The organism is candidate division TA06 bacterium (assembly GCA_016235665.1).
Taxonomy (GTDB): domain Bacteria; phylum Edwardsbacteria; class AC1; order AC1; family EtOH8; genus UBA5202.
Genome location: JACRJI010000008.1, coordinates 130,421 through 151,608, shown reverse-complemented (window position 1 = coordinate 151,608; position 21,188 = coordinate 130,421). Strand labels below are relative to the sequence as shown.

Genomic DNA, 21,188 nt, shown 5'->3' with positions numbered 1-21,188 from the left:
TGATTTAAGCCCTTGATTTTTGTATACTTTAGTTTTGGTATCGGCTTAACAAAAATATGCCCGACATAAAACGACTTAACGAACAGGCCCATCTCTTTTACCAAAAAGGCGAGTGGGAAAAAGCCCGCCGGGCTTACGAGCAGTTGACCATGGTCGATGCCGAAAACCCGGAGCATGTGCTTACTTTGGCCAATATCTACCGGGAGACCGGCGAGGACCGCAAGGCCCTTGAACAGTATGAGGTGGCGGTGCGGATCGGCGAAAAAACAGGGGACCTGCCCCGTTCCATAGTGGCCGCCAAGAAGATTTTATCTATTGACAAGGGCCGGATAGAATTATATAATAAAGCTGGAGAGTTATACGCCAACGGCCAGCTAAAAAGCGGAGCCGTAAGGGAATGGCTTCGCTTTGCCGACCAGCTTAAGATCCGGAGCGATTTTGTGGCCATGTCTTCGGTATACAAGAAGATCACCGCTCTTTTGCCGGAGAATCAGGGACTTAAGGAACTGGGTCTGAAGATTGAGCAGATGGTGTCCAAGATGGCCTCGGATAATTCCGAGGACGCGCCGGATCCGGCGGATATCGTGCCTTATCATCGCTTGCTGGACGTGGCCATGAAGATGGGCAACGCCAAGAAGATACTGGAGACACAGCTGACCTATGCCCGGGTCCTGCAAAAAAGGGGTTTTGACCGCAAAGCCAAGTCGGTCTATCAGAAGATACTGGAACGGGATCCCAAGAACGAGGAGGCCCTTTCCAGGGTTTTGTCCTCCGGCAGCAGCCCGGCCATGGATCAGGTGCAGCTGAAGGAAGAGTTGTTCCTGTTTTGCAAGGATTTCCAGGACGCGGTCTGGTCCAACATCAGCGAAGCTTACGAAAAATATTACGACGTTGGCATGCTTTACCGCGAGGTAGGCTTGCGCGACGACGCTATTGCCGATTTTCAGCTGTCCATCAAGGGGGGGGACAGACAGCTGAAAGGATTCGAAATGCTGGCCATCTCTTTTCTGGAGCAGGGCGATTACGGTCTGGCCAGCGAGGTGCTGAACCAGGGCATCTCGGTAAAGAAGTTCCTTGATAACGAATACGTGGGACTGCATTACAATCTGGGCCTGGCCAACGAACAACTGGGCGACCGGCAAAAGGCCTTGGAGGAATACGAGCAGGTCTATATCCTGGACATCAACTACAAGGACGTGGCCCAAAGGATGCGGAACCTGCTGGAGAAAAATTCCCAGATCCAACCGCAGACCGGGCCATCCCAGCTGCAGCCCGAGCTTGCGACGGCGGAAGAAACAGTGACGGAAACAATTCAGCCGTCGTCCGATCTGGAAGAAACGGCTGTATTAGCGGAAGAGCCCGCACCTGCAGGTGAATATATTCAGCCCGAATCCGAAACTGCTGCCGATGAAGCAGTGCTGGATGTTGAATATCAGGAATTAACCGCCTTCCAGGCTCAGGCCGAGGAAAATGTACCGCCGGAATTGCAGGGAATGGACGAGGGAATTCAGAATGAAGACACTTTCGGTGATGCCACAGTAGAAGTAATAATGGATCAGCCTGCCCAGCCTGAGGCCAAGACGGAACCTGAAAGAACAGTCAAGCCTGTTCCGGTCCAAAAGCCCGATGATGACCCGTATCTGGGATCCAACCAACAGGGACTTTCATTTTTGTAAAGCTTTTAAGGAGTTCCATGGATTACGAACGTTTTTTCAAACTCAGCGCCGATCCTTTTTCCAACGTACCCGACAGCCGTTTTTATTATGACAGCCCCCAGCACAGCAACGCCATCATGCGGCTGGCTCACGTGGCTGAGCGGATGCGGGGTCTTGGCGTCCTGATCGGGGAAGTGGGCTCGGGCAAGACCATGCTGGCCCGCCGCCTGCTGGACATCCTGCGCGAGGATGGAAGGTTTGAAACTTCGCTCCTGATCCTGACCCACGCAGAATTCAGTCCCATCTGGTTCCTGCGCCGGATCGGATCGCTGCTGGGGGTCAAGGAACTTTCCGAAGACAAGACCCAGGTCTCTTCGGCGGTGGCCCGGCGGCTGATGGAGATTCACGCCGAAGGCCGCAAACCGGTGATCCTGATAGACGAGGCAAATCTGTTGCGTGGCCAGGCCATTTTGGAGGAAGTGCGGGGCCTTTTGAATCTGGAACTTTCGGACGTCCGATTGATCACCTTCATCCTGTTTGGCATGGCCGAGATAGAGCAGAATCTTTTGGTGGATTCTTCGCTTAACCAGAGGGTGGCGGTAAAGTATTACCTGGACGCTTTGGATGAGGCCGCCATCAAGGAATACGTCCAGCACCGGCTGGTGATAGCCGGACGGGAGGAGGAGCTCTTTACCGAGACCGCCTATGAGCTGATCGCCCGTTATTCTCAAGGGCATCCCCGGTTGATCAACGCCATCTGCGACAACTGCCTGAGAGAGGGATATCTTTTGGAAAAGGACATGCTGGACGCCTCGGTGGTCCAGACGGTGGTATACAACCTGGGGATCGACCGGGGACATGAGGAACAGACTCCGGCCAGCGAGACATCAGTAGGCAGTGATTACCAGTTTTAACGTAATGGTTCCGACCACAATACACAAAATCACTATTCACTATATCACGATTTGCTTGGTGTCTTGGTGTTCCTTCGGCCCCGGCCGGGAAAAGCTTAGCGGTTATTTAGTAAAGTTCTAACGCAAACGAACAATTTTTCGACATATTGAAATTAAGTGGCAAAAGTTGATCAAATAAGGACCAAGGCAGCCGAATTCTTCCAAAAGGGAGATTACGCCAAGGCGGTGCTGGAGTACAAGAAGGTGTTGGAGCTGGAGCCCGGCAACGCCAGCGTGTACAATTTCATCGGCGATGCCTTCGTCAAGCTCAACAACATTGACGAGGCGGTGACCAATTACATGGAAGCCGCCAAGGGGTACGGCAACGATGCTCTGTACAACAACGCCATCGCGGTCTGCAAAAAGATCCTCCGCAGCCGGAAGGACGATCCCGAAATATACAAGATGCTGGGTGATCTCTACATTCAGCAGGGACTGATCAACGAAGCCATCACCAACCTGCTGGAGTACTCGGAACGCAAGATCAAGGAAGGTAAGCCCGATCTGGCTTTCCCGGTATATCATCAGATAGTAGAGCTCAACCCCCAGAACCTGGCCATCCGTTCCAAACTGGCCGACATGTATCTTTCCCAAAAACGGGTGCCCGAAGCCATAGAAGAATTCACCAAGCTGGCCCAGGCCTACCGGGAGAACGGCCGGATGATAGAGGCCGAGGCCATTGACGCCAAGGTCCGCAGCATGAAGGGCGAGACAGCCGCGCCCAGCGCCGTTGCTCCGGCCCCGGCCCCCGAGATCCGGCCCCAGCAGGTGATAGATGAACTGACCCACCATGCCAATCCAGAAATCCAGTTGGAAGTCCCGCCCCAGCGGGAAAAACCGGCAATGGATATTCCTACTCTGTCCATCCAGAGAGAGCCGGAGAAACCGGCCGCGCCGGAACCACCAAAACAGGACTGGGCCACCAACGTGGAATTGGGAGATCTGCTGGTGGAGATCGGCTCCACCCAGGAGGCCCTGGACCAGTATCATACCGCGGCCAATGGTTATCTGGGCGACGGCAACATTTCCAAATCCATTGCCATATACAAGAAGATAGCCGAGCTGCAGCCTCTGGAGTTGAGGAGCCGGCAGAAGCTGGTGGAGATATCACTGCAGGCCAATCAACCCGAAGCCATGGTGGACGCCTATCTGGGTCTGGCCGAGTGTCTTTACCGCCGGGAACTGAAGGAACAGGCGGCAGCGGTCTATCAGAAAGTGCTGGAGATAGACCCGGTCAATGAGACCGCCTTGGAAAGCCTTTCCCTTCTGCTTCCGGAGATGCCCGAAGGGGCAATGGACACGCCGAGCTTCCAAGCCCAGCCCGAACCCAAGGCCCCGCCCCAGCCAATCGCTCCACCGGCAGCACCGGCACCATCCATCAGTATTCAGCCTCCGTCGATCAGCATCAAACCTCCGTCAATAAACATTCAATCCCCGGTACCGGAGACAGCCCCGGCCGCATCTGCCAGTTTTGATTTTTCATCCATTCAGCCAGCCATATCCCCCCAGATGGAACCGGCTGCTCCCGAAACTCCCAGCTGGCAAATGCCGGTACAGGAACCGGGAACGGGTCTGTCCGATCAGGGCTTTATGCATTCCCAGCCGTCGGAGGAACAGGAAGAAGAGCACAGCCATTTGACCTCCGAGCCCCATGGCGGCCAGCCCGCCCAGGACGACAACGTCCATTGGGGACGGGAGATGGTGGAAGGAGGCCGTCAGTCGCGGGTCAAGTTCAGCGTAGCCGACGACGACCAGTCCCAAACGCCTCAGGCTCAGGAGGAATATCTTTCCCTTAACGATATCCTGGCCGAGTTCAAGGAAGGTGTTTACCAAAGCATCAAGCAGGAAGATTTTCAGGGACACTACGACCTGGGCATCGCCTACAAGGAAATGGGCCTGGTGCAGGAGGCCATCGCCGAATTCCAGATATCTTCCAAGGGAGACAAAGAAAGACTGAAATCCTTTGAAATGTTGGGCATTTGTTTCATGGAACGGGGGGAATACAAATTCGCCATCCGCCAGATGGAACGCGGTCTGGCCACCCCGGGTTTCGAGGAAGAGGCTTACATGGGTCTGCGCTACAACCTGGCCCAGTCCTACGAAAGCGTGGGCGAGATAGACAATGCCATCAAGGCTTACGAAGAAATATATTCGGCGGATGTTTCCTTTAAGGACGTAGCTCAAAAACTACAGCAGCTTAAACCGGCAGCGGCAGCCCCGGACCCGAAACCAGCTCCGGCCCAGCCGGTCAAAGCTCCTTTACCAGCGCCCCCGCCGCCCCGCCCGGCTGCCCAGCCGGTGCCCCAGCCAACCCAGGCGCCGCTACAGGCTCAGCCTGCTTCTCTGCCGCCCCGGCCCGCAGTTCCGCCCGCCATGCCCCGTCCGGCGCCGGCTGCTCCCCAGCCCCAGTTTCAACCGCCTTCCCCGCCCGCGCCCCTGCCGGCAGCCCCGCCCCGGCCCAGCATTGCCCAGCCCCAGCCTCAGATGCATGCCCCGACGGCAGCAGCACCGGCTCCACGGCCGGCGCCTCCCCAGCCTGCTGCTCCGGCCTATGCACCCCAGCCGCCCGCCCGGCCCCAGGAAGAAATGCCTTCGGCTGAGATGGATACCTCGCCCAAACCCAAGCCTATACCGTCCAAGCTAAAGAAGCCGGAGAAACAGAGAATCTCTTACGTTTAAAACGGTGTTTTGATGGACAGAACTCCGGCCCTGAAAGTGTTCTTATTGTTTTCCCTCGGGATACTGGCCACTTCGGCGGTTAGTATCCCGATTATTTTTGCCGTTCTGGCGGTGATTATCTTTCTTTTTCTGACGTTTGTTTTCCGGTCCAAAGAAAGAATTTCACAGGTTTGGCTGGCGCTGCTGATCATTTCCGCCGGATTTTTGGGTTATCAGTTCAGAATCTCGGTCAAAAACTGCCAGTGGCAGGAGGGAAGGCAGCAGATAGCCATGGTACAGGTGGTTTCCGAGCCGCAATCCAGCGAAGGCCGGTACCGCTTCACCGCCCAAGTGCTTTCCTATTTAGACAGCAGCGATGTCTGGCGGCCGGCCGATTTCAAGGTTTTAGCACGTTCAGTCCCAGACCCTGAGCATATACCCGATTACGGTGAATTATTGTTAGTGCAGGGTAAATGGAACCTTCTGCCCCAAAGAAGGAATCCCGGAGGTTTTGATTACCGGGCTTACCTGGATCGCAGCGAGGTCCGGGGTTCTCTCAGCCTAGAGCACATAAGACTGGCAGAGACCGGCCGGGGCGGTTGGTTGATGCCAAAAGTGGTGATCCCGGCACGGCAGTATATCCGAGGTCTATCTGATAAATATTTGCAGTGCGACGAGAAGGCCCTGCTGTTGGGTCTGGCTTTGGGCGAGCGCAGCGGCCTTTCGGCCAGGGTGCAGGAAGCCTTCTCCAATACCGGAACCACCCATGTTTTGGCGGTCTCCGGCCTGCATGTGGTGCTGGTGGCCTTCATCTTGTTCCTGGTGCTGAGAATAGTCCGGGTTCCCCGGCGCTGGGCGGCTTTGGGGACCTGCACCGGACTGGTGTTCTATACTCTTTTGACCGGATCGCCGCCATCCATTGTCCGGGCCGCCATCATGGCTATAGCAGTATTGCTGGGAGGGCTGTTCGAAAGGCAGGGGAACGGCCTAAACATGCTGGGCCTGGCCGGGCTTTTGATCCTGTTCTTTTGGCCCCAATCGCTGTTTGACGTGGGTTTCCAGCTTTCCTTCGCCGCCACCGCCGGGATACTGGCTTTGACCCGGCCCATCCAAAATCAGTTGTTTAGGATCACAGAGAACGAAGTTCTGAGGGAATGGCTGCTATTGCCCCTGGCGGTATCCCTGGCCGCCCAGATATTCACCGCCCCTTTCCTGGCTTACCATTTCCACAAGATACCTACCATATCACTTTTGGCCAACCTGGTGGTGGTACCGACCACCAACCTGCTTTTGGCCCTGGGGCTTTTGATGTCCATGCTGTATCCTTTGGGCAGTTGGGTGGTATGGCCGCTGGCCGCCTCGGCTTACGCCGCCAGCTGGATATCCTTGAAATCGGTGGAGCTGTTCGACATGGTCAAATTCGGAGTCATTACCTGGCCAAGGCCTGATTTAAGTCAAACTTTAATTTATACCACAACATTAATTATAATTTTTAACTTTAATAAGATTAAGAAGATACGATTTGTAATTATTGTATTTTTATTGACTGTTTTGAACATATTCATCTGGTCTAAGACATTCGTAACTGTTGATAAACTAAAGGTAACTTATCTGGATGTAGGGCAGGGTGACGCCGCTTTGATCCAATTTCCCAACGGTAAAACCATTCTGATAGACGCCGGACCCAGCCAGGAGAAGTTTGACTCCGGCCAGCGGACCATATACCCGTTCCTGAAGTACCAAGGTCTTAATAACATTGATCTGTCCATCATCAGCCACGGGGACGCAGACCATGCCGGAGGGTTTTCCCACCTGCTTTCACATGTCAATATAAAGAAACTGATGATTTCTGGCCACCAGTGCGACCAACCCTTGTTCCTATCAGCTATGGAGGCTGCAGTCAAGTCCAAGACCGATATCGATACCCTGTGGGGCTACGATACCTTGTCCGGCATCTCTCCCGCCCGGGGTTTCGTCTTCTGTCAAAGGGACTCGGCATCGGACGCCAACGAGTCTTCCATAGTCTGTTTCATCCAATACGGGCAGAAGTCTTTCCTGTTCACCGGGGACATGGGCCCGCAGTTGGAGGACACCTTGTATGCCAAATGCCTTTTGCCCAAATGCACGGTACTGAAGGTCCCGCACCACGGCTCGCACATCAATAATTCACCGGCGGTGATCAGTGCCATCAGCCCTGAGATAGCCGTGATCCAAGTGGGCCAGAACAACCGTTTCGGGCATCCTTCGCCGGAGGTGGTGGAAGGCTACCAGGCAGCCGGGGCCAAGATCTACCGGACGGATGAGCAAGGTGCGATTGAGATGGAGACGGATGGGAGCAGGCTGGTTGTGAAGACGATGGTGGAGTGAGATTATTTACTAATTTCTTATTATTGGAATATAACTAACTAATGCAATGAGATTGGTAATGAGAAAGATTATTAAAGTACTAGGCATCATTTCTACTATTTCACTTGCGACAGCAGTTGTTTGGTCATTTGTTAATATGTATAGAAGAATTGATATACCAGAGTTTATAATAAGTTTGTTTTTTTTAAGCATGTTTTGTTGCATGCTAACGGTGTTTTTATTGTTTGTAACAAAGAAATCCTAAAGCGAATTTAAACGCAATCTAATTTAAGCTTTTTCATTGAAAAGTATTGCCTCACTATTCCATTGACATAAATTTTATTTTAGGTTAAACTTACGGTTTGTTGTATGTAATATGATATTCTCTATGTTTCTGCGCCCCTTCGACAATGCTCAGGGTATTCTCTGTGGCTAATTGGAATTAAATAATCGGAGATATATGAAACGCAAGGTCAAGTTCATTTTTGTCACCGGGGGAGTGGTCAGCTCGCTGGGCAAGGGTATCGCCTCGGCCAGCCTAGGTTACCTGCTTAAGGCCCGGGGGCTTAAGGTCAACATCCAGAAATTCGATCCGTATCTGAACGTGGATCCCGGCACCATGAGCCCGTTCCAGCACGGCGAGGTCTTCGTCACCGACGACGGGGCCGAGACCGACCTGGACCTGGGGCATTACGAAAGGTTCATAGACCGGCCGCTTAAGAAGGAGAACAACCTGACCGCCGGGCAGGTCTACGAGACCGTGATCACCAAGGAACGCCGGGGAGATTACCTGGGCAAGACCGTCCAGGTGGTGCCCCATGTCACCAACGAGATCAAGGCCCGGCTGCTTAAGCTGGCCGACAGCCCGGACGTGGACGTGCTGATCACCGAGATCGGCGGCACGGTGGGCGACATCGAGGGCCTGCCTTTCCTGGAGGCCATCCGCCAGTTCCGGCTGGAGGCCGGCCGGGAGAACTGCTGTTACATTCATTTGACATTGGTGCCTTACATCCACGCCTCGGGCGAGCTCAAGACCAAGCCCACCCAGCACTCGGTCAACAAGCTGCGGGAGATCGGCATCCAGCCCGACATCATCATCTGCCGTTCTGAAAAACCGCTGGACAAGGACATCAAGGAGAAGATCGGCCTGTTCTGCAACGTGATGGCCGAAGAAGTGATCGAGGCCATAGACGTAGAGAGCATCTACGAGATCCCGCAGCATTTCCACCAGGACGGCCTGGACGAGATCGTGGCCCACAAATTGGGGGTTGGCTTCCATAAGCCGGACATCAGCGAATGGCTGAACATGCTGAAGAATCTCAAGGAACCCAAAGGGGAGATCACCGTCGGCATATGCGGCAAGTATGTGGACCTGCACGACGCCTACAAAAGCATCATCGAATCCCTGCTCCACGCCGGCATCCATAACCAGGTCAAGGTAAAACTGGACTGGATAGACACCGAGGCTCTGAACCAGGGCAATCTCAAGGACCGGCTGAATGACTGCCAGGGCCTGCTGGTCTGCCCCGGCTTCGGCGAGCGGGGGGTAGAGGGCAAGATCCTCTGCGCCAAGTACGCCCGGGAGAACAAAGTTCCCTATTTCGGCATCTGTCTGGGGATGCAGGTGGCGGTGATCGAGGCCACCAGGAATCTCTGCGGCCTGCGCAACGCCAATTCCACCGAGTTCGTCAAGGACTGCCAGGACCCGGTGATAGACTTTTTGCCGGAACAGCGCCAGGTTAAGAACATGGGCGGGACCATGAGGCTGGGGGCTTATCCCTGCCGGTTAAAGGCCGGGACCAAGGCCTTTGCGGCCTACGGCCAGGAGGAGATCTCCGAGCGCCACCGGCACCGCTACGAGGTCAATAACGACTACATTGACCGGCTGGAAGAGAAGGGCATCGTCTTCTCCGGCAAATCCCCGGACGGGATGCTGATGGAGATGATGGAGGCCGAGGGGCACCCCTGGTTTGTGGGCTGCCAGTTCCATCCAGAGTTTAAGTCCCGGCCGATGCGGGCCCACCCGCTTTTCCGGGAGTTCATCCGGGCAGCCAAGGAGTTCAAAACGCATAAGTAAAACAGATACTGACGACCATTGTCCACGAAAAACGCGAAATGGCGCGAAAATTATTTCCAGGTTACTATTCATAATGTACAAGTTACTAACCAATTGGCCAATGCGTTAAGTCAAATATTCAGCGTAAATCGGCGCAATCGTTCGGTTAACGCTCACGACGGCGTCTGCGGATAGTAAGGAGAAAAAATGAAGAAAGTTCCTTTCCTGTTGAAATTGATGATGGCCCTGAGCCTGGCGGCCGTCATCGGCTCTTCGATGATCTGGTTTGACCGCCAGAGCAAGCTGATCAAGATGTCCGAGCAGCTGGAGGCCGAAGGCGATCCGGGCAAAAGGATAGAACTGGCCAAAGGGTTCCTGAAAAACACAACCTGGCTGGACAAGAACGTCCAAAAAGGGCTGTACGTCATCATCGCCCAGAACCATTCCCAGCTGGGCCAGGGGCCGGAGATGGCTGAAGGCTTCAAGTCAGCGATAGCGCTCGATCCCAAAGACCACAATCTGCTGAACAACCTGGCCTACGAGTTGGCCAGGAACAAGACAGACTTGGATTCGGCCGAAACCTATTCCAAAAGGTCTATCGATCTGGCCAAGGAAGAGTTCAAAACCAAACCCTGGGACATCACCCAGGAACGCTGGGACAGAACCAAGTCCCAGACCATCGGCAATTATCTGGACACCTACGGCTGGGTGTATTACCAGCAGGGAAATTATTTCAAGGCCTTGGAGCAATTGCAGGAAGCCTTCAAATACATCTCTGAACCAACCATTGAATATCATCTGGGCCTGGCTTATTATCAGACCAGACAGCTTGATTCGGCAATCACCCATCTGGCCGATGCCTTGGCCGGACAGGTGGAGGATCCCCAAAAGGCCAAAACTGATTTTGAAACGGTTTATCTGGCCCGTTATAAGAGCAAAAAGGGCATGGAAGATATTTTGACCAAGGCCCGGGATAAAAAAACAGCGGAGGAGATCAAGGCCGATTCAACCTCGGCCGCATCTGTGGTCGGCCGGCCGGCTCCGGAGTTCAGCCTGCCTGACCTGGATGGCGCAATGCACAAGCTTTCGGACCACCGGGGCCAGGTGGTGGTGCTTGATTTTTGGGCCACCTGGTGCCAGCCCTGCAAGCTGAGCCTGCCCCTGGTGGACAAGGCCTTTCTGGCCAGCCAGGGCAAAGGGGTCCTGTTCTTTGCCGTGAATTTAGAAGGAATTGACAAGAAGGACATAGTAAGCTCATTCTGGAGCCAAAAAGGCTATGGTTTCCCGGTCCTGATGGGAGGGATGATGGGCAACGGCATTGACAAGGTCTACCAGATAACCGGGATCCCCACAACTTTTGTGGTCGACAAGGCCGGCATCATCCGGTATCGCCATATCGGCTACCGGGATAATCTGGACCAGCTTTTGCTCAAAGAAATTGAGGAATTACTGAAACAGTAACCGCCCCGGAAAGCCAAAGGATTGACAAATTTCCCCAAATCTTGTAAAATCACTATTGTTGCGGGTGTAGTTCAGTGGTAGAACGTCAGCTTCCCAAGCTGAATATTGTGGGTTCGATTCCCATCACCCGCTCCATAATAAGAAAAACCGCCCGATATAATATCAGGCGGTTTTTCAGTTGCAGTATATGAATTAAGAAATCCGGTAAATCATGTAAATCCTGTTTGTTTCGGTTTACGATTTGTCCCCGACCTTGAAGCCGATCTCCTTGCCTTCGGAGGCAAAGGTCTTGATGGCCCCGAACTGGGCCTCGTATTTCTTGATGTTCTCCTCAAGCGCTCCCATGAATGATTTTACATGCTGGGGCGTGGTCACGATCCTGGCATAGACCTTGGCCTTGGGGATCCCGGGCAGCAGCCGGGCGAAATCCAGCACGAATTCCGATGGGGAGTGGGAGATGAAAGCCAGGTTGGAGTAGATGCCCTCGGCCTCTTTTTCGTTTATCTCTATGTTCACCTGCTGGGGATGGGGGTTGTTTTCCATTTTGTCCTCGTGTAATAATGTAGTTGATTATGAATTATCCAAGTTAACATTTACCACTGAAACACGGAACGGCTGAAACACTGAAATTATTTAATCAGGGTTTTCCGTGTTTTCCGGGTTCAGTGTTTCCGTGCCTGCACGCCCAATTGCAAACATTACAGCTGTTTCGGCACGCAGGCGTGGTAAGTCTCGCAAGGGCACTAATTCTTGCTTACATTGTATCAAAAACCATTGATGGCTGTCAAGCGCATTGACCTCATTTAAAAACGTTGAAATAGTTTTGATAACGGTGTATAATAACTTAACTCTGAATTATGAATTGATATGGGAACAAAATGAAGATCACTTTTTACGGGGCGGCCCGTACTGTCACCGGCTCGATGTATGTGATAGAGGTGGGCGGCAAGAAACTCCTGCTGGAATGCGGGATACATCAGGGACGAAGGGAAGAGAGCGAACAGCGGAACCAGAAACTGCCCTTTGATCCCGCCAAGATCGACGCCATGATCCTTTCCCACGCCCATCTGGACCACAGCGGCAACATCCCGACCCTGGTCAAGCAGGGGTTTGCCGGAGACATTTCCATGACCTCGGCCACCCGTGATCTTTTGGGCTTGATGCTGAGGGACTCGGCCCATATCCAGGAAGCGGATACGGTCTTTGTAAATAAAAGGAGAAAACGGGACGGTCTTCCTCCCAAAGAACCCCTGTATACCATGTCCGACGCCGAAAAAGCGCTGGATTCCTTCGTCAGCTATTCCTACGAAAGAACCTTCAGCCCCATGCCAGGGGTCAAGGCGGTGTTTCACGACGCCGGGCACATCCTGGGTTCGGCCATGGTGGACCTGGAGTTGACCGAGAACGGAAAGACCAAAAGATTCTTCTTCACCGGTGACCTGGGGCGGAAGGGCCTGCCCATCATCCGCGATCCCTATCAGCCGGAAGGGGCCGATTACCTGATGATGGAAAGCACCTACGGCGACCGCCTGCACAATCCGATAGAACAAAGCGTCCAGAAACTCCAGGACCTGGTGCGCCAGGTCTGCCAGCGCCGGGGCAAGGTCATCATCCCGGCCTTTTCGGTGGGAAGGACCCAGGAGGTGGTTTACGAACTGCACAAGATGTTCGAGGCCAATATCCTGCCCCGGGTGCCGATCTATGTGGACAGCCCGCTTTCAACCAACGTTACCGGCATCTTCAAACTGCACCCCGAGTGCTTTGACACCGAGACCCGGGCCATGATTACCAATCACGATGATCCCTTCGGCTTCGGGCGGCTGAGCTACGTCACCAATGCCGAGGATTCCAAGAAACTGAATTTCTTGAAGGAGCCGGCCATCATCATCTCGGCCTCGGGAATGTGCGAAGCCGGGCGGATATTGCACCATCTGCGCAACTCGGTGGGAGATCCCAGGAACGCAGTGCTGATCGTGGGTTTTCAGGCCGAGGGGACCCTGGGCAAGAAGCTGGTGGACAAATGGCCGTCGGTCCGGATCTTCGGCGAGGAGCATCAGGTGAAAGCCCAGGTGGAGGTGCTGAACGGGTTCTCGGCCCACGCCGACAGGGATGAACTGCTGGGCTTCGTCCGGCAAGCCAAGAACGGCTTCAAACAGCTCATTTTGGTACACGGCGAGGAAAAACAGTCCCTGGTCTTTGCCCAAGGATTAAAGGACTTAAATTACAAAGTGGAAGTGCCGGTGGCCGGGCAGGTAATGGAATTGTAAATAAAGCACCTCGCAAAAAAAAAGTTAATTTAGACAAGCTTGATAGAAACTACAAATAATTTACGGAGGCTTTGTCATCTATGCTTAAATACTTGAAAGAAAATATAGTGACAATATTAGTTACAACTTCAATAACATTTTTAGGCACATTTTGGGGAATTAAAGCTACTGTCAATAGAAGAGAAATATCTTATATTATTGGAGAAAAAAATAGGATATTTGACAGTCAAAATAAATCATCGAAAATTAAGGTCATTGATTGTGATTCACAAGTAATAAATGATGATGTTTATCTTACAACCTTTGTTTTATGGAATTCAAATAATACGGATATAGATTCACAAGATATCTATCAACCGGTTAAAGTTACCGTAACAAACTGCAAGAAGATATTCGACTATAGCATTATTAAATCAACGGATTCCGATATTGCTAAATATGAACTACGCCCGGATGATAATGATACGGTAAAATCAGTTATTATACATTGGAAGCATTTGGTATCAGGGTCTGGTTTAAAAGTAAAATTAATTTATTCGGGCAATAGTGAATCCAATCTGAAATTAACGGGACATCTTCGTGGCAATAATATATTGAAGGAAGGGACGCCTTTCATTGTTAAAAATAACTGGGTAGTCCTACTCATTTTTGCTATTGCAGGTGTTATTGTCTTTCGTATTATAGGTAGTGGAATGTTCTCTAAACCCACAACTAATATTTTAAATTATTTTAGCGATATGCCAAAATATATAGGAAAACTGTTTACTATTGTTACTTCTTTGATAATGATTATTTTTATATTAGCTATGATCTTTGGAATTACGTTTGGAACATGTAAACTAATCGAAATATTTGGAAGCATAAAGCAGCCAATTTTATAAAATCATACAACATCATTTTAACTTAAGTTACGGAGGTGTCTGATGGCAGGTGTTAAAAGGAAGGGATTCGGGGGTTGTGGTTTCGAAAAATCTTCCCCCACTGAATTCAAAAAGGATACAAACACAATTTGCATAACTATACCATTTGAAGATGCATTAAAGCTAAACCTTGCGATTGCTGAGGGAGTTAGGCATCTGAATGAATATACGAAGAATACAGAATTTGGTAAAAATGCTTCTTTTTCCTTAATAATTCATTTTGGCACTAAACGTATACGTGTGGAACCTGATCCAAATTATACAAAATAATTATAACACTTGCAGAAAACTTTCGGGTCCTAAGAATGGGTAGATTTTAGTGATTACAATCATCAAAAGTTTGGGGTGGGGTCACGAGTAGTTCTCAGTTTTGTCGATAAGCAGTGACCGTACTTTCACCGACTCCACCCAGTAATTTTTGATACTTCTTTTAGAGCCCTTTGTTTTAATCGTGAATAATCTCTTGACTTTGGACAGCCGGTAAAGTTATAATTATAATTTGTAGGCGTTTGGGTCGTTTCCCAAAAGTCTTGGGACAAAAACAATAAAATCAATAAGTGCGCCTGTAGCTCAATTGGATAGAGCGTCGGCCTCCGAAGCCGCAGGTTACACGTTCAAGTCGTGTCAGGCGCACCATAATGCATGTGTAGAATGGACAATTCACCCAGCATGAACAGAATAATGCCGCGGTTCATAATGACGAGCATCCGCCCGCAAAACGGGGCCTGGCTCGTCTTTTTTGTTGTCCTGGCAGCTTACGTTCTAACGGCTGGCCCCAGCATCGGCCCTATTGATTCCGGAGAGCTGTCCCTGGCGATAAATACTTTGGGTATAGCCCATCCCACCGGATATCCGCTTTTCACTTTGCTGGGAAAGATATGGGTCACTCTTATGTTCTGGGGCGATCTGGCCTTCAGGCTGAACATATTTTCCGCTTTGATCGGCACCTGTTCTGCCTTACTTTTATTTATGGTACTGCGGGATTTGGAGATCCGTCCGGAATTGTCCATCGCCGGAAGTTTCTTATGGGCCTTCTCGCCGGTGATCTGGGATCAGGCTACTGTGATGGAGGTATATGGTCTGACATCCCTGCTGGGCCTGATGCTAATCTGGTTGTCGCTGAAATACAAGAAGGACCATGACTTCAAAAAATTGGTCCTGATCTCATTTATATCAGGACTGGGTTTGGGAAATCATCTGAGTTTGTTATGGTATTTGCCCGGAGTCCTGATAATGGTATTTGACAGATCCATCGTCACCAGCTGGAAAAAGATATTGCTGATGGGTTTTCTCTTTCTGCTGGGCCTTTCGGTCTACCTGTATCTGCCGCTGCGTTCGATCAATGAACCGCTTATGAACTGGGGGGATCCGTCAAACTGGTCAAGGTTCCTAAGCCACGTTACCGGACGGCAGTACCGGGTATGGATGTTCAATAATTCCTTGTTGGAACTTTGGCAAAATTTTATCCGTTTCCTGAAAATTGCAATTGCTCATCCATGGTCGTACTTCAGCTGGCTGGCAGTCCCCGGGTCCATATATCTGTTCATCAAAAACAAGAGGCTACTGGCGGCCCTGGCCGCGATCCTCCTGGCCGCGGTCCTTTACGGTATAAACTACAGCATACCTGACATAGCAGCCTATTTCCTGCCGGCTTTGGCTACGCTGAGCATCATGGCCACTTTGGGATTGCAGGCTTTAACGGAGCTGGCCTCGGCCAAGTTTGGCATCAAAGCATCAAAGGCGTTCTGTTGGACGGCCCTGGCATTGGTTGTGACAGTACCCGCAATTAACTGGAAGCAGGCAGACCGCAGCCGGGATCATTTCACGGTTGATTTTGCCAACGACATTCTGGTTTCGGCCGGGCCAAATGCCGTGATCCTTACCGACAACTGGGACGTCTATGCCCCCTGTCTGTACCTGATCAATGAGCAAGGTCTGCGTTCCGACGTGGTACTGATAGACAAAGAGCTGCTGCGCCGCAGCTGGTACTACCGCTATCTGCAAAAGCAGTATCCCGAGTTCTACGGATCCTGCCGGCCGGAGATAGAAGCTTTCCTGCCGCAGCTGCAACTGTTTGAGCACGGCAGCACTTATGACCCGGCTGAGATCCAGTCCCGGTATATCCGGCTGCTCAATGCCCTGGTGCTGCGGAATTATTATGACAGGCCAGTCTACCTGACAAGGGCCGACCTGGAAGATGATTATCAGAATCTGGCCCAAAACTATGAACGCGTCCCGGAAGGATTGTTGTACCGGATCACCTTGCCGGGAGTTGTTGCCAGCTTTCAGGCCGACAGCATGTTCTGTCAAAAGACAAAATCTGGGGACACACTGGGACTATCGGACAGGGAAAGGCTGCTTTATAAGACATATCCCAAGATGTTTTATCACCGGGGCCTCTATCTCTCAAAGTATATGCAATACTCGGATGCATTGCCTTATTTCATAAAGGCCCTTGGTTACGATGACCGGCATCCTTTGATCTATATCGGCCTGGGCGGGGTATATACTGGGTTGAACAGGGTGGAGGAGGCCATCACAGCTTTTAAGAAAGCCTTGGAGCTGGATCCTGCAAATCAAATAGCCCAGGAAAACATCGACCGCCTGATGATGTTCACCCCGGGCGGACCCAAAACCTACAGAATGGAGGTCCGGCCCTGAGCGAGGATGAGGAGATATCCATGAACGGCCCCAAAATATATTCCCATTTGGCTTGACAAAGCTTAATATTTTGATACAATATAGGGATACTGTCCGCAATCAGATATTTTAATCTTAAACCAAGGAGGTAATATTCCATGAAAAAAGTATGGCTTCTAATGCTGCCCCTGCTGATGTCATTTTCCATCGGATTTGGGGCCACCTATTACTGGACCGGAAGCACCGATACCCAGTTCTCAACTTCAACCAACTGGAGTCCGGTCCGCAGTGTCGGTCTCACCACGGACACTTTGGTGTTCCAAGCTGACAGCACTGTAAATGATACAGTGACCCTGATTCCCACCCAGACCGTATCGTTCTTCAAGATAACCACGTCAACAAATATCATTGTTCAAACCGGATCCGGGAAACAGACACTTTCCATAGGGGACAGTCTGATCATAGACAGCGGCGCATCGCTTACCGTCAACAGCCCCGTATCAGCCGCCGACACCCTGGTCATATACCTGAACACCAATGCCAGGGGCGCGATAGGCGGATCGGTCACATTTAATTATTTCGGTACCACCACCGGACCGAGGCACCGCTTAAGCGCCGCCGATTCCTTGGCCATCCAGTTCACCTCTGGCTCGGCCTTGGTGCAGAATACCATCGGAAATATTTTCGGAACCAACGCGGGGAATAACCGGGTGGTGTTCGGCCCAGGCTCACAATTCATACAGTATCTGGGATCGAACCCGTTCGGAGTGAGCGCCCCCGGGTCAAAGGTCCTGTTCCAGCCCGGAAGCTGGTTCCGCCTCAGAATGAATTCGAGCCCTTCGTTTTCGGGCCGCAGTTACGCTAATTTTGAGCTGGACTTTCCAGCCTTTTCACAGACCGCCACCGGCGGTAACCCGGTGTCCATTGATACACTGCAGATAACGGACGGCAGATTGACCCTGGGTTTGCAGCGCATCAATATCAAAGGTGATATCATGATTGCCGCCGCTGAAACATTGCTTTTCCGCCAGGCGGGTACCGGCGGCGTGGCCTGCAGCCTTAAGTTCTACGGCACCGCGCCTCAAACGATAGACAGTTCCGGGCAATTGCTGTTCCTCAACGACTCCACCAGCGTATATGTTGATAATGCATCCGGACTGACCATCAACAGAGTGTTCCCGGTCGGATACAACTTAAGCCTGATCAACGGCGTGGTGACCGCCAATGATACCCTGAAGATGCGAAGCGATCAGATGATACAGAGGACCAATGGATATGTGGTGGGCAACCTTACCCTGCATGTGGCCACCACCGGAAGCATGAACCGGACCTTTCCGCTGGGGACAGCCAACGGCTATTCTCCGGCAGTAGTGGTGTTCAGTACCGTGACAGCGCCCGGTTATCTTACCTGCAGAGCAACTCAAACGACGCATCCCGATGCCGCCATTCCAGCCAACTCGCTCCAGAGATACTGGTCGTTCGCCAATGAAGGAGTGTCTTTTGACAGCTACCAGCTGAATATGTCCTACCGGTCAGGCGATTTCAATTCCGGGTTCACGGAATCAGCTGATGAGAATTCTATGCTGGTCGGAAGAAATGATTCCGGCACCTGGACGTTTCCCTCGATCCTTTCCAGAGACACCGCCCTGAATTACATTGAGGTATTCGGCAACACTTTTTCTGATTTTACGCTGGCCAAGAACCAAAATGCACTGATACCTGATACCGTTTCTCCGGCCATCACCGGGACATCTCCGGCCGACGGCGCCACTGAAGTGGCTTTGGACGCCGGGATATTCATTGCCTTCTCCGAACCCATGGACACCTTGTCGCTGGCAGGCAGCATGACGCCCAGCCCCAATGAACAGCCGGCCTGGAGTGGTACCATGGACACGCTGTTCCTGCCCCACGATCCGATGGCGGTTAACACCGCTTACACGGTAAGGCTCACGGCGCTGAACGACCTGGCCGGGAACCCTCTGACGGTGCTTCCTGACAGCTTCAGCTTCACCACCACGGTCGGGGATACTGTCAAACCCTACATTATCTCTACCTATCCGGCCGACGGGGCTATCGATGTTGCCCGCGACGTGACCATCTATCTGGCATTCTCGGAACCCGTCAACCCATCAAGCTTTGAAGGCTATTCAACGCCGGAGTTGTCGGCAACAATGTCCTGGAGCGCCGGCTTTGACACCCTGTGGATGGACCCGGACACCCTGATGGCCTACAATACGAAATTCACCCTGGTCTGCACCACAGCCGCCGATCTGGCCGGAAATCCGCTGGCAGTTCTGCCTGATAGTTTCAGCTTCACCACCACGGTAGGGGATACTGTCAAACCCTACATTGTTTCCACCTCTCCGGCTGACGGCGACAGCAATGTTCCGCGTAACCAGCCGGTCATGCTCTCCTTTTCGGAGCCTATTGACCCGGCCAGCTTCAACGGTTATTCGGTGCCGGACTGCAATTTCAATCCATCATGGAATGCCACCTTTGACACCCTGACCCTGTCTCCCGATACTTTGTACTCGTACAGCACCACGATTACAATGTCCTGCACTACCGGCACCGATACTTCCGGGAACCGCATCGCCGGTCTGCCGGTGACTTTCAGCTTCACCACCATCGCCAACCAGGGACCGGCCATAACCCTGGTCGAACAGCCCCAGGACAGCTACGACGGCGCCGGACCATTCCTGGTTCGGGCGGTGATCACCGACCCGGCTAAGGCGGGCATTGCGGCCGACACCCTGTGGTATTCCGACAGCCGGGCCAACTGGTGGGCCGTCACCCATTCAACCATTGACGGGGATACATTCAATTTCAGCATTCCGGGGCCGTTTGCGTCCGGAACAATCATAGAGTATTTCTTCGGGGCCTGGGATGACGGAGGTGAGGTGCAGTATGATCCCGGCATGTACCGGGGATACCAGTTCAGAATCCTCGACCCGCTGCCGCCGGACAGCCTGACGGCTGTTGCCGGAGACCAGCAGGTCCAGTTGGAATGGGCTCCCCCGGCCGAAGTGTTGGAATATGACGATGCCCCCAATTATTTCTGGAATTGGTCGGCTGGCAACATATTTTCGACTCGTTTTACTCCCCAGCATTACCCCTGCAAGATTGAGCAGGCAGTATCCATGTGGTACAATTCGGGTGCCGGGGTGGATTCAATAGAAGTACATATCTGGCCTGATGATGGGACCGGCATCCCGGACACCATGGTAGAATTAACAATGCCATTCAAGGTGCTACCCGATACCTATCCGAATTGGACGGTGATAGACATCAGCGCTTCCAATATTGTATTAAGCACAGGAGATTTTCACATTGGGTACGTATGCCAGACTGCGGACCAGCCTACGCCCCTGTCGGACGGAAGCGGTCCGGGACTTCACACTATGGTCTACGACGGGAGCAATTGGGGGAATCTAATTGCTATGACTACCAACTATTACGATTTCAACAACAAGGCCTCCGTCAGCTACTCAAACTATTCCAAGGGACTTGCTTTAAAATCTTACACCTTGCAGCCGGGCGCCAAGATACTTCCAGTGATATCTGGGTTGAAGCCTAAGGCAATTCCCAACAAAAAGGCACCGGCATATCCCAACCTGGCAGGAGCCCTTTTCATAGCCAAGAACATTAGCGGCTATAGTATCTTCCGGGGTAACGTTTCAGGCGGGCCTTATACCTTGGTCGGAACGACAGGCCTGCTTAACCACATCGATTATAGCGTCATCAATTACAACACTTATTACTACGTGGTCCGTGCTGAATATTCAACGCCAGACACTTTCAGTGCCTGGTCCAACGAGGTCTCAGCCTCGCCCACAGGGGTAGAGGGACAGCCTGGAACCCAAAACTACAGCTTTTTCCTGTCTCCGGCCAACCCCAACCCGGTGAAAGGTAATGCCGAGTTCCGGTTCGGTTTGCCTAGGGATGGGAAGACCAGCCTGGAAATATACAACGTGCTGGGACAGCGGGTGAAGACCCTGGTCAACGGCAATCTTCCGGCCGGAAGCCATACTGTCAAATGGAACGGCTGTGACGAGGACGGAAGGAAGGTCTCATCCGGTGTGTATGTCTACCGGCTGATAACCGGGGATAACACTTCCACCAGAAGGTTGACTGTCATCCGGTAAAACTAATCCTGAAAAGCCCTGCCTTTAAATGGCAGGGCTTTTTAATGAATTCCGGATGAAAATTTAAATTAACTTTAAAATATTGTT

General features: G+C 52.0%; 12 protein-coding genes and 2 tRNA genes. 13 read left to right on the top strand and 1 reads right to left on the bottom strand.

Annotated features, from left to right (window positions below; translation table 11 throughout):
* Positions 1 to 56: 56 nt before the first annotated feature.
* The 7 genes from HZA73_03345 (at position 57) to HZA73_03315 (ending at position 11,264) form a co-directional block, all read left to right on the top strand.
* On the top strand, positions 57 to 1,676 hold the full coding sequence (locus HZA73_03345; GenBank protein ID MBI5805059.1) for a tetratricopeptide repeat protein: 1,620 nt from the start codon (positions 57 to 59) through the stop codon (positions 1,674 to 1,676).
* Positions 1,677 to 1,693: 17 nt separating this feature from the next.
* Positions 1,694 to 2,569, top strand: a complete 876-nt coding sequence (locus tag HZA73_03340; GenBank protein ID MBI5805058.1) for an AAA family ATPase — start codon at positions 1,694 to 1,696, stop codon at positions 2,567 to 2,569.
* A gap of 156 nt (positions 2,570 to 2,725) precedes the next feature.
* On the top strand, positions 2,726 to 5,287 hold the full coding sequence (locus tag HZA73_03335; protein MBI5805057.1) for a tetratricopeptide repeat protein: 2,562 nt from the start codon (positions 2,726 to 2,728) through the stop codon (positions 5,285 to 5,287).
* A gap of 12 nt (positions 5,288 to 5,299) precedes the next feature.
* Positions 5,300 to 7,633, top strand: a complete 2,334-nt coding sequence (locus HZA73_03330) for a DNA internalization-related competence protein ComEC/Rec2 (protein MBI5805056.1) — start codon at positions 5,300 to 5,302, stop codon at positions 7,631 to 7,633.
* A 439-nt stretch (positions 7,634 to 8,072) separates the two neighbouring features.
* Positions 8,073 to 9,689 (top strand): CTP synthase, encoded by a 1,617-nt coding sequence (locus tag HZA73_03325; GenBank protein ID MBI5805055.1) that lies wholly within the window; start codon positions 8,073 to 8,075, stop codon positions 9,687 to 9,689.
* A gap of 186 nt (positions 9,690 to 9,875) precedes the next feature.
* Positions 9,876 to 11,129, top strand: a complete 1,254-nt coding sequence (locus HZA73_03320; protein MBI5805054.1) for a redoxin domain-containing protein — start codon at positions 9,876 to 9,878, stop codon at positions 11,127 to 11,129.
* Between the two features lie 60 nt (positions 11,130 to 11,189).
* Positions 11,190 to 11,264 (top strand) — tRNA-Gly (locus HZA73_03315).
* A 99-nt stretch (positions 11,265 to 11,363) separates the two neighbouring features.
* On the opposite strand, the gene HZA73_03310 is transcribed toward HZA73_03315, so the two are convergent.
* A complete protein-coding gene (locus HZA73_03310) occupies positions 11,364 to 11,672 on the bottom strand; it encodes a DUF3467 domain-containing protein (GenBank protein ID MBI5805053.1) in 309 nt (102 codons plus the stop codon).
* Positions 11,673 to 12,007: 335 nt separating this feature from the next.
* Between HZA73_03310 and HZA73_03305 the strand changes: the two genes are divergently transcribed.
* The 6 genes from HZA73_03305 to HZA73_03280 all read left to right on the top strand — a co-directional run bounded on the left by HZA73_03305 (position 12,008) and on the right by HZA73_03280 (position 21,101).
* Complete coding sequence (locus tag HZA73_03305; GenBank protein MBI5805052.1) at positions 12,008 to 13,396, top strand: MBL fold metallo-hydrolase; 1,389 nt, start codon at positions 12,008 to 12,010, stop codon at positions 13,394 to 13,396.
* 80 nt (positions 13,397 to 13,476) lie between these two features.
* Positions 13,477 to 14,277, top strand: a complete 801-nt coding sequence (locus tag HZA73_03300) for a hypothetical protein (GenBank protein MBI5805051.1) — start codon at positions 13,477 to 13,479, stop codon at positions 14,275 to 14,277.
* 42 nt (positions 14,278 to 14,319) lie between these two features.
* Positions 14,320 to 14,586, top strand: coding sequence for a hypothetical protein (locus HZA73_03295; protein ID MBI5805050.1), 267 nt, complete (start codon positions 14,320 to 14,322; stop codon positions 14,584 to 14,586).
* 289 nt (positions 14,587 to 14,875) lie between these two features.
* A tRNA-Arg gene (locus HZA73_03290) sits at positions 14,876 to 14,952 on the top strand.
* A 60-nt stretch (positions 14,953 to 15,012) separates the two neighbouring features.
* On the top strand, positions 15,013 to 16,977 hold the full coding sequence (locus HZA73_03285) for a DUF2723 domain-containing protein (GenBank protein ID MBI5805049.1): 1,965 nt from the start codon (positions 15,013 to 15,015) through the stop codon (positions 16,975 to 16,977).
* Positions 16,978 to 17,114: 137 nt separating this feature from the next.
* Positions 17,115 to 21,101, top strand: coding sequence for an Ig-like domain-containing protein (locus HZA73_03280; protein MBI5805048.1), 3,987 nt, complete (start codon positions 17,115 to 17,117; stop codon positions 21,099 to 21,101).
* Positions 21,102 to 21,188: the final 87 nt, after the last annotated feature.

Bases quoted from the DNA above. Each gene is read 5' to 3' on its own strand.
- HZA73_03295 (MBI5805050.1), top strand. From the start codon at position 14,320: ATGGCAGGTGTTAAAAGGAAGGGATTCGGGGGTTGTGGTTTCGAAAAA.
- HZA73_03340 (MBI5805058.1), top strand. From the start codon at position 1,694: ATGGATTACGAACGTTTTTTCAAACTCAGCGCCGATCCTTTTTCCAAC.
- HZA73_03285 (MBI5805049.1), top strand. From the start codon at position 15,013: ATGACGAGCATCCGCCCGCAAAACGGGGCCTGGCTCGTCTTTTTTGTT.
- HZA73_03310 (MBI5805053.1), bottom strand. From the start codon at position 11,672: ATGGAAAACAACCCCCATCCCCAGCAGGTGAACATAGAGATAAACGAA.
- HZA73_03300 (MBI5805051.1), top strand. From the start codon at position 13,477: ATGCTTAAATACTTGAAAGAAAATATAGTGACAATATTAGTTACAACT.
- HZA73_03325 (MBI5805055.1), top strand. From the start codon at position 8,073: ATGAAACGCAAGGTCAAGTTCATTTTTGTCACCGGGGGAGTGGTCAGC.
- HZA73_03305 (MBI5805052.1), top strand. From the start codon at position 12,008: ATGAAGATCACTTTTTACGGGGCGGCCCGTACTGTCACCGGCTCGATG.
- HZA73_03330 (MBI5805056.1), top strand. From the start codon at position 5,300: ATGGACAGAACTCCGGCCCTGAAAGTGTTCTTATTGTTTTCCCTCGGG.
- HZA73_03345 (MBI5805059.1), top strand. From the start codon at position 57: ATGCCCGACATAAAACGACTTAACGAACAGGCCCATCTCTTTTACCAA.
- HZA73_03280 (MBI5805048.1), top strand. From the start codon at position 17,115: ATGAAAAAAGTATGGCTTCTAATGCTGCCCCTGCTGATGTCATTTTCC.
- HZA73_03320 (MBI5805054.1), top strand. From the start codon at position 9,876: ATGAAGAAAGTTCCTTTCCTGTTGAAATTGATGATGGCCCTGAGCCTG.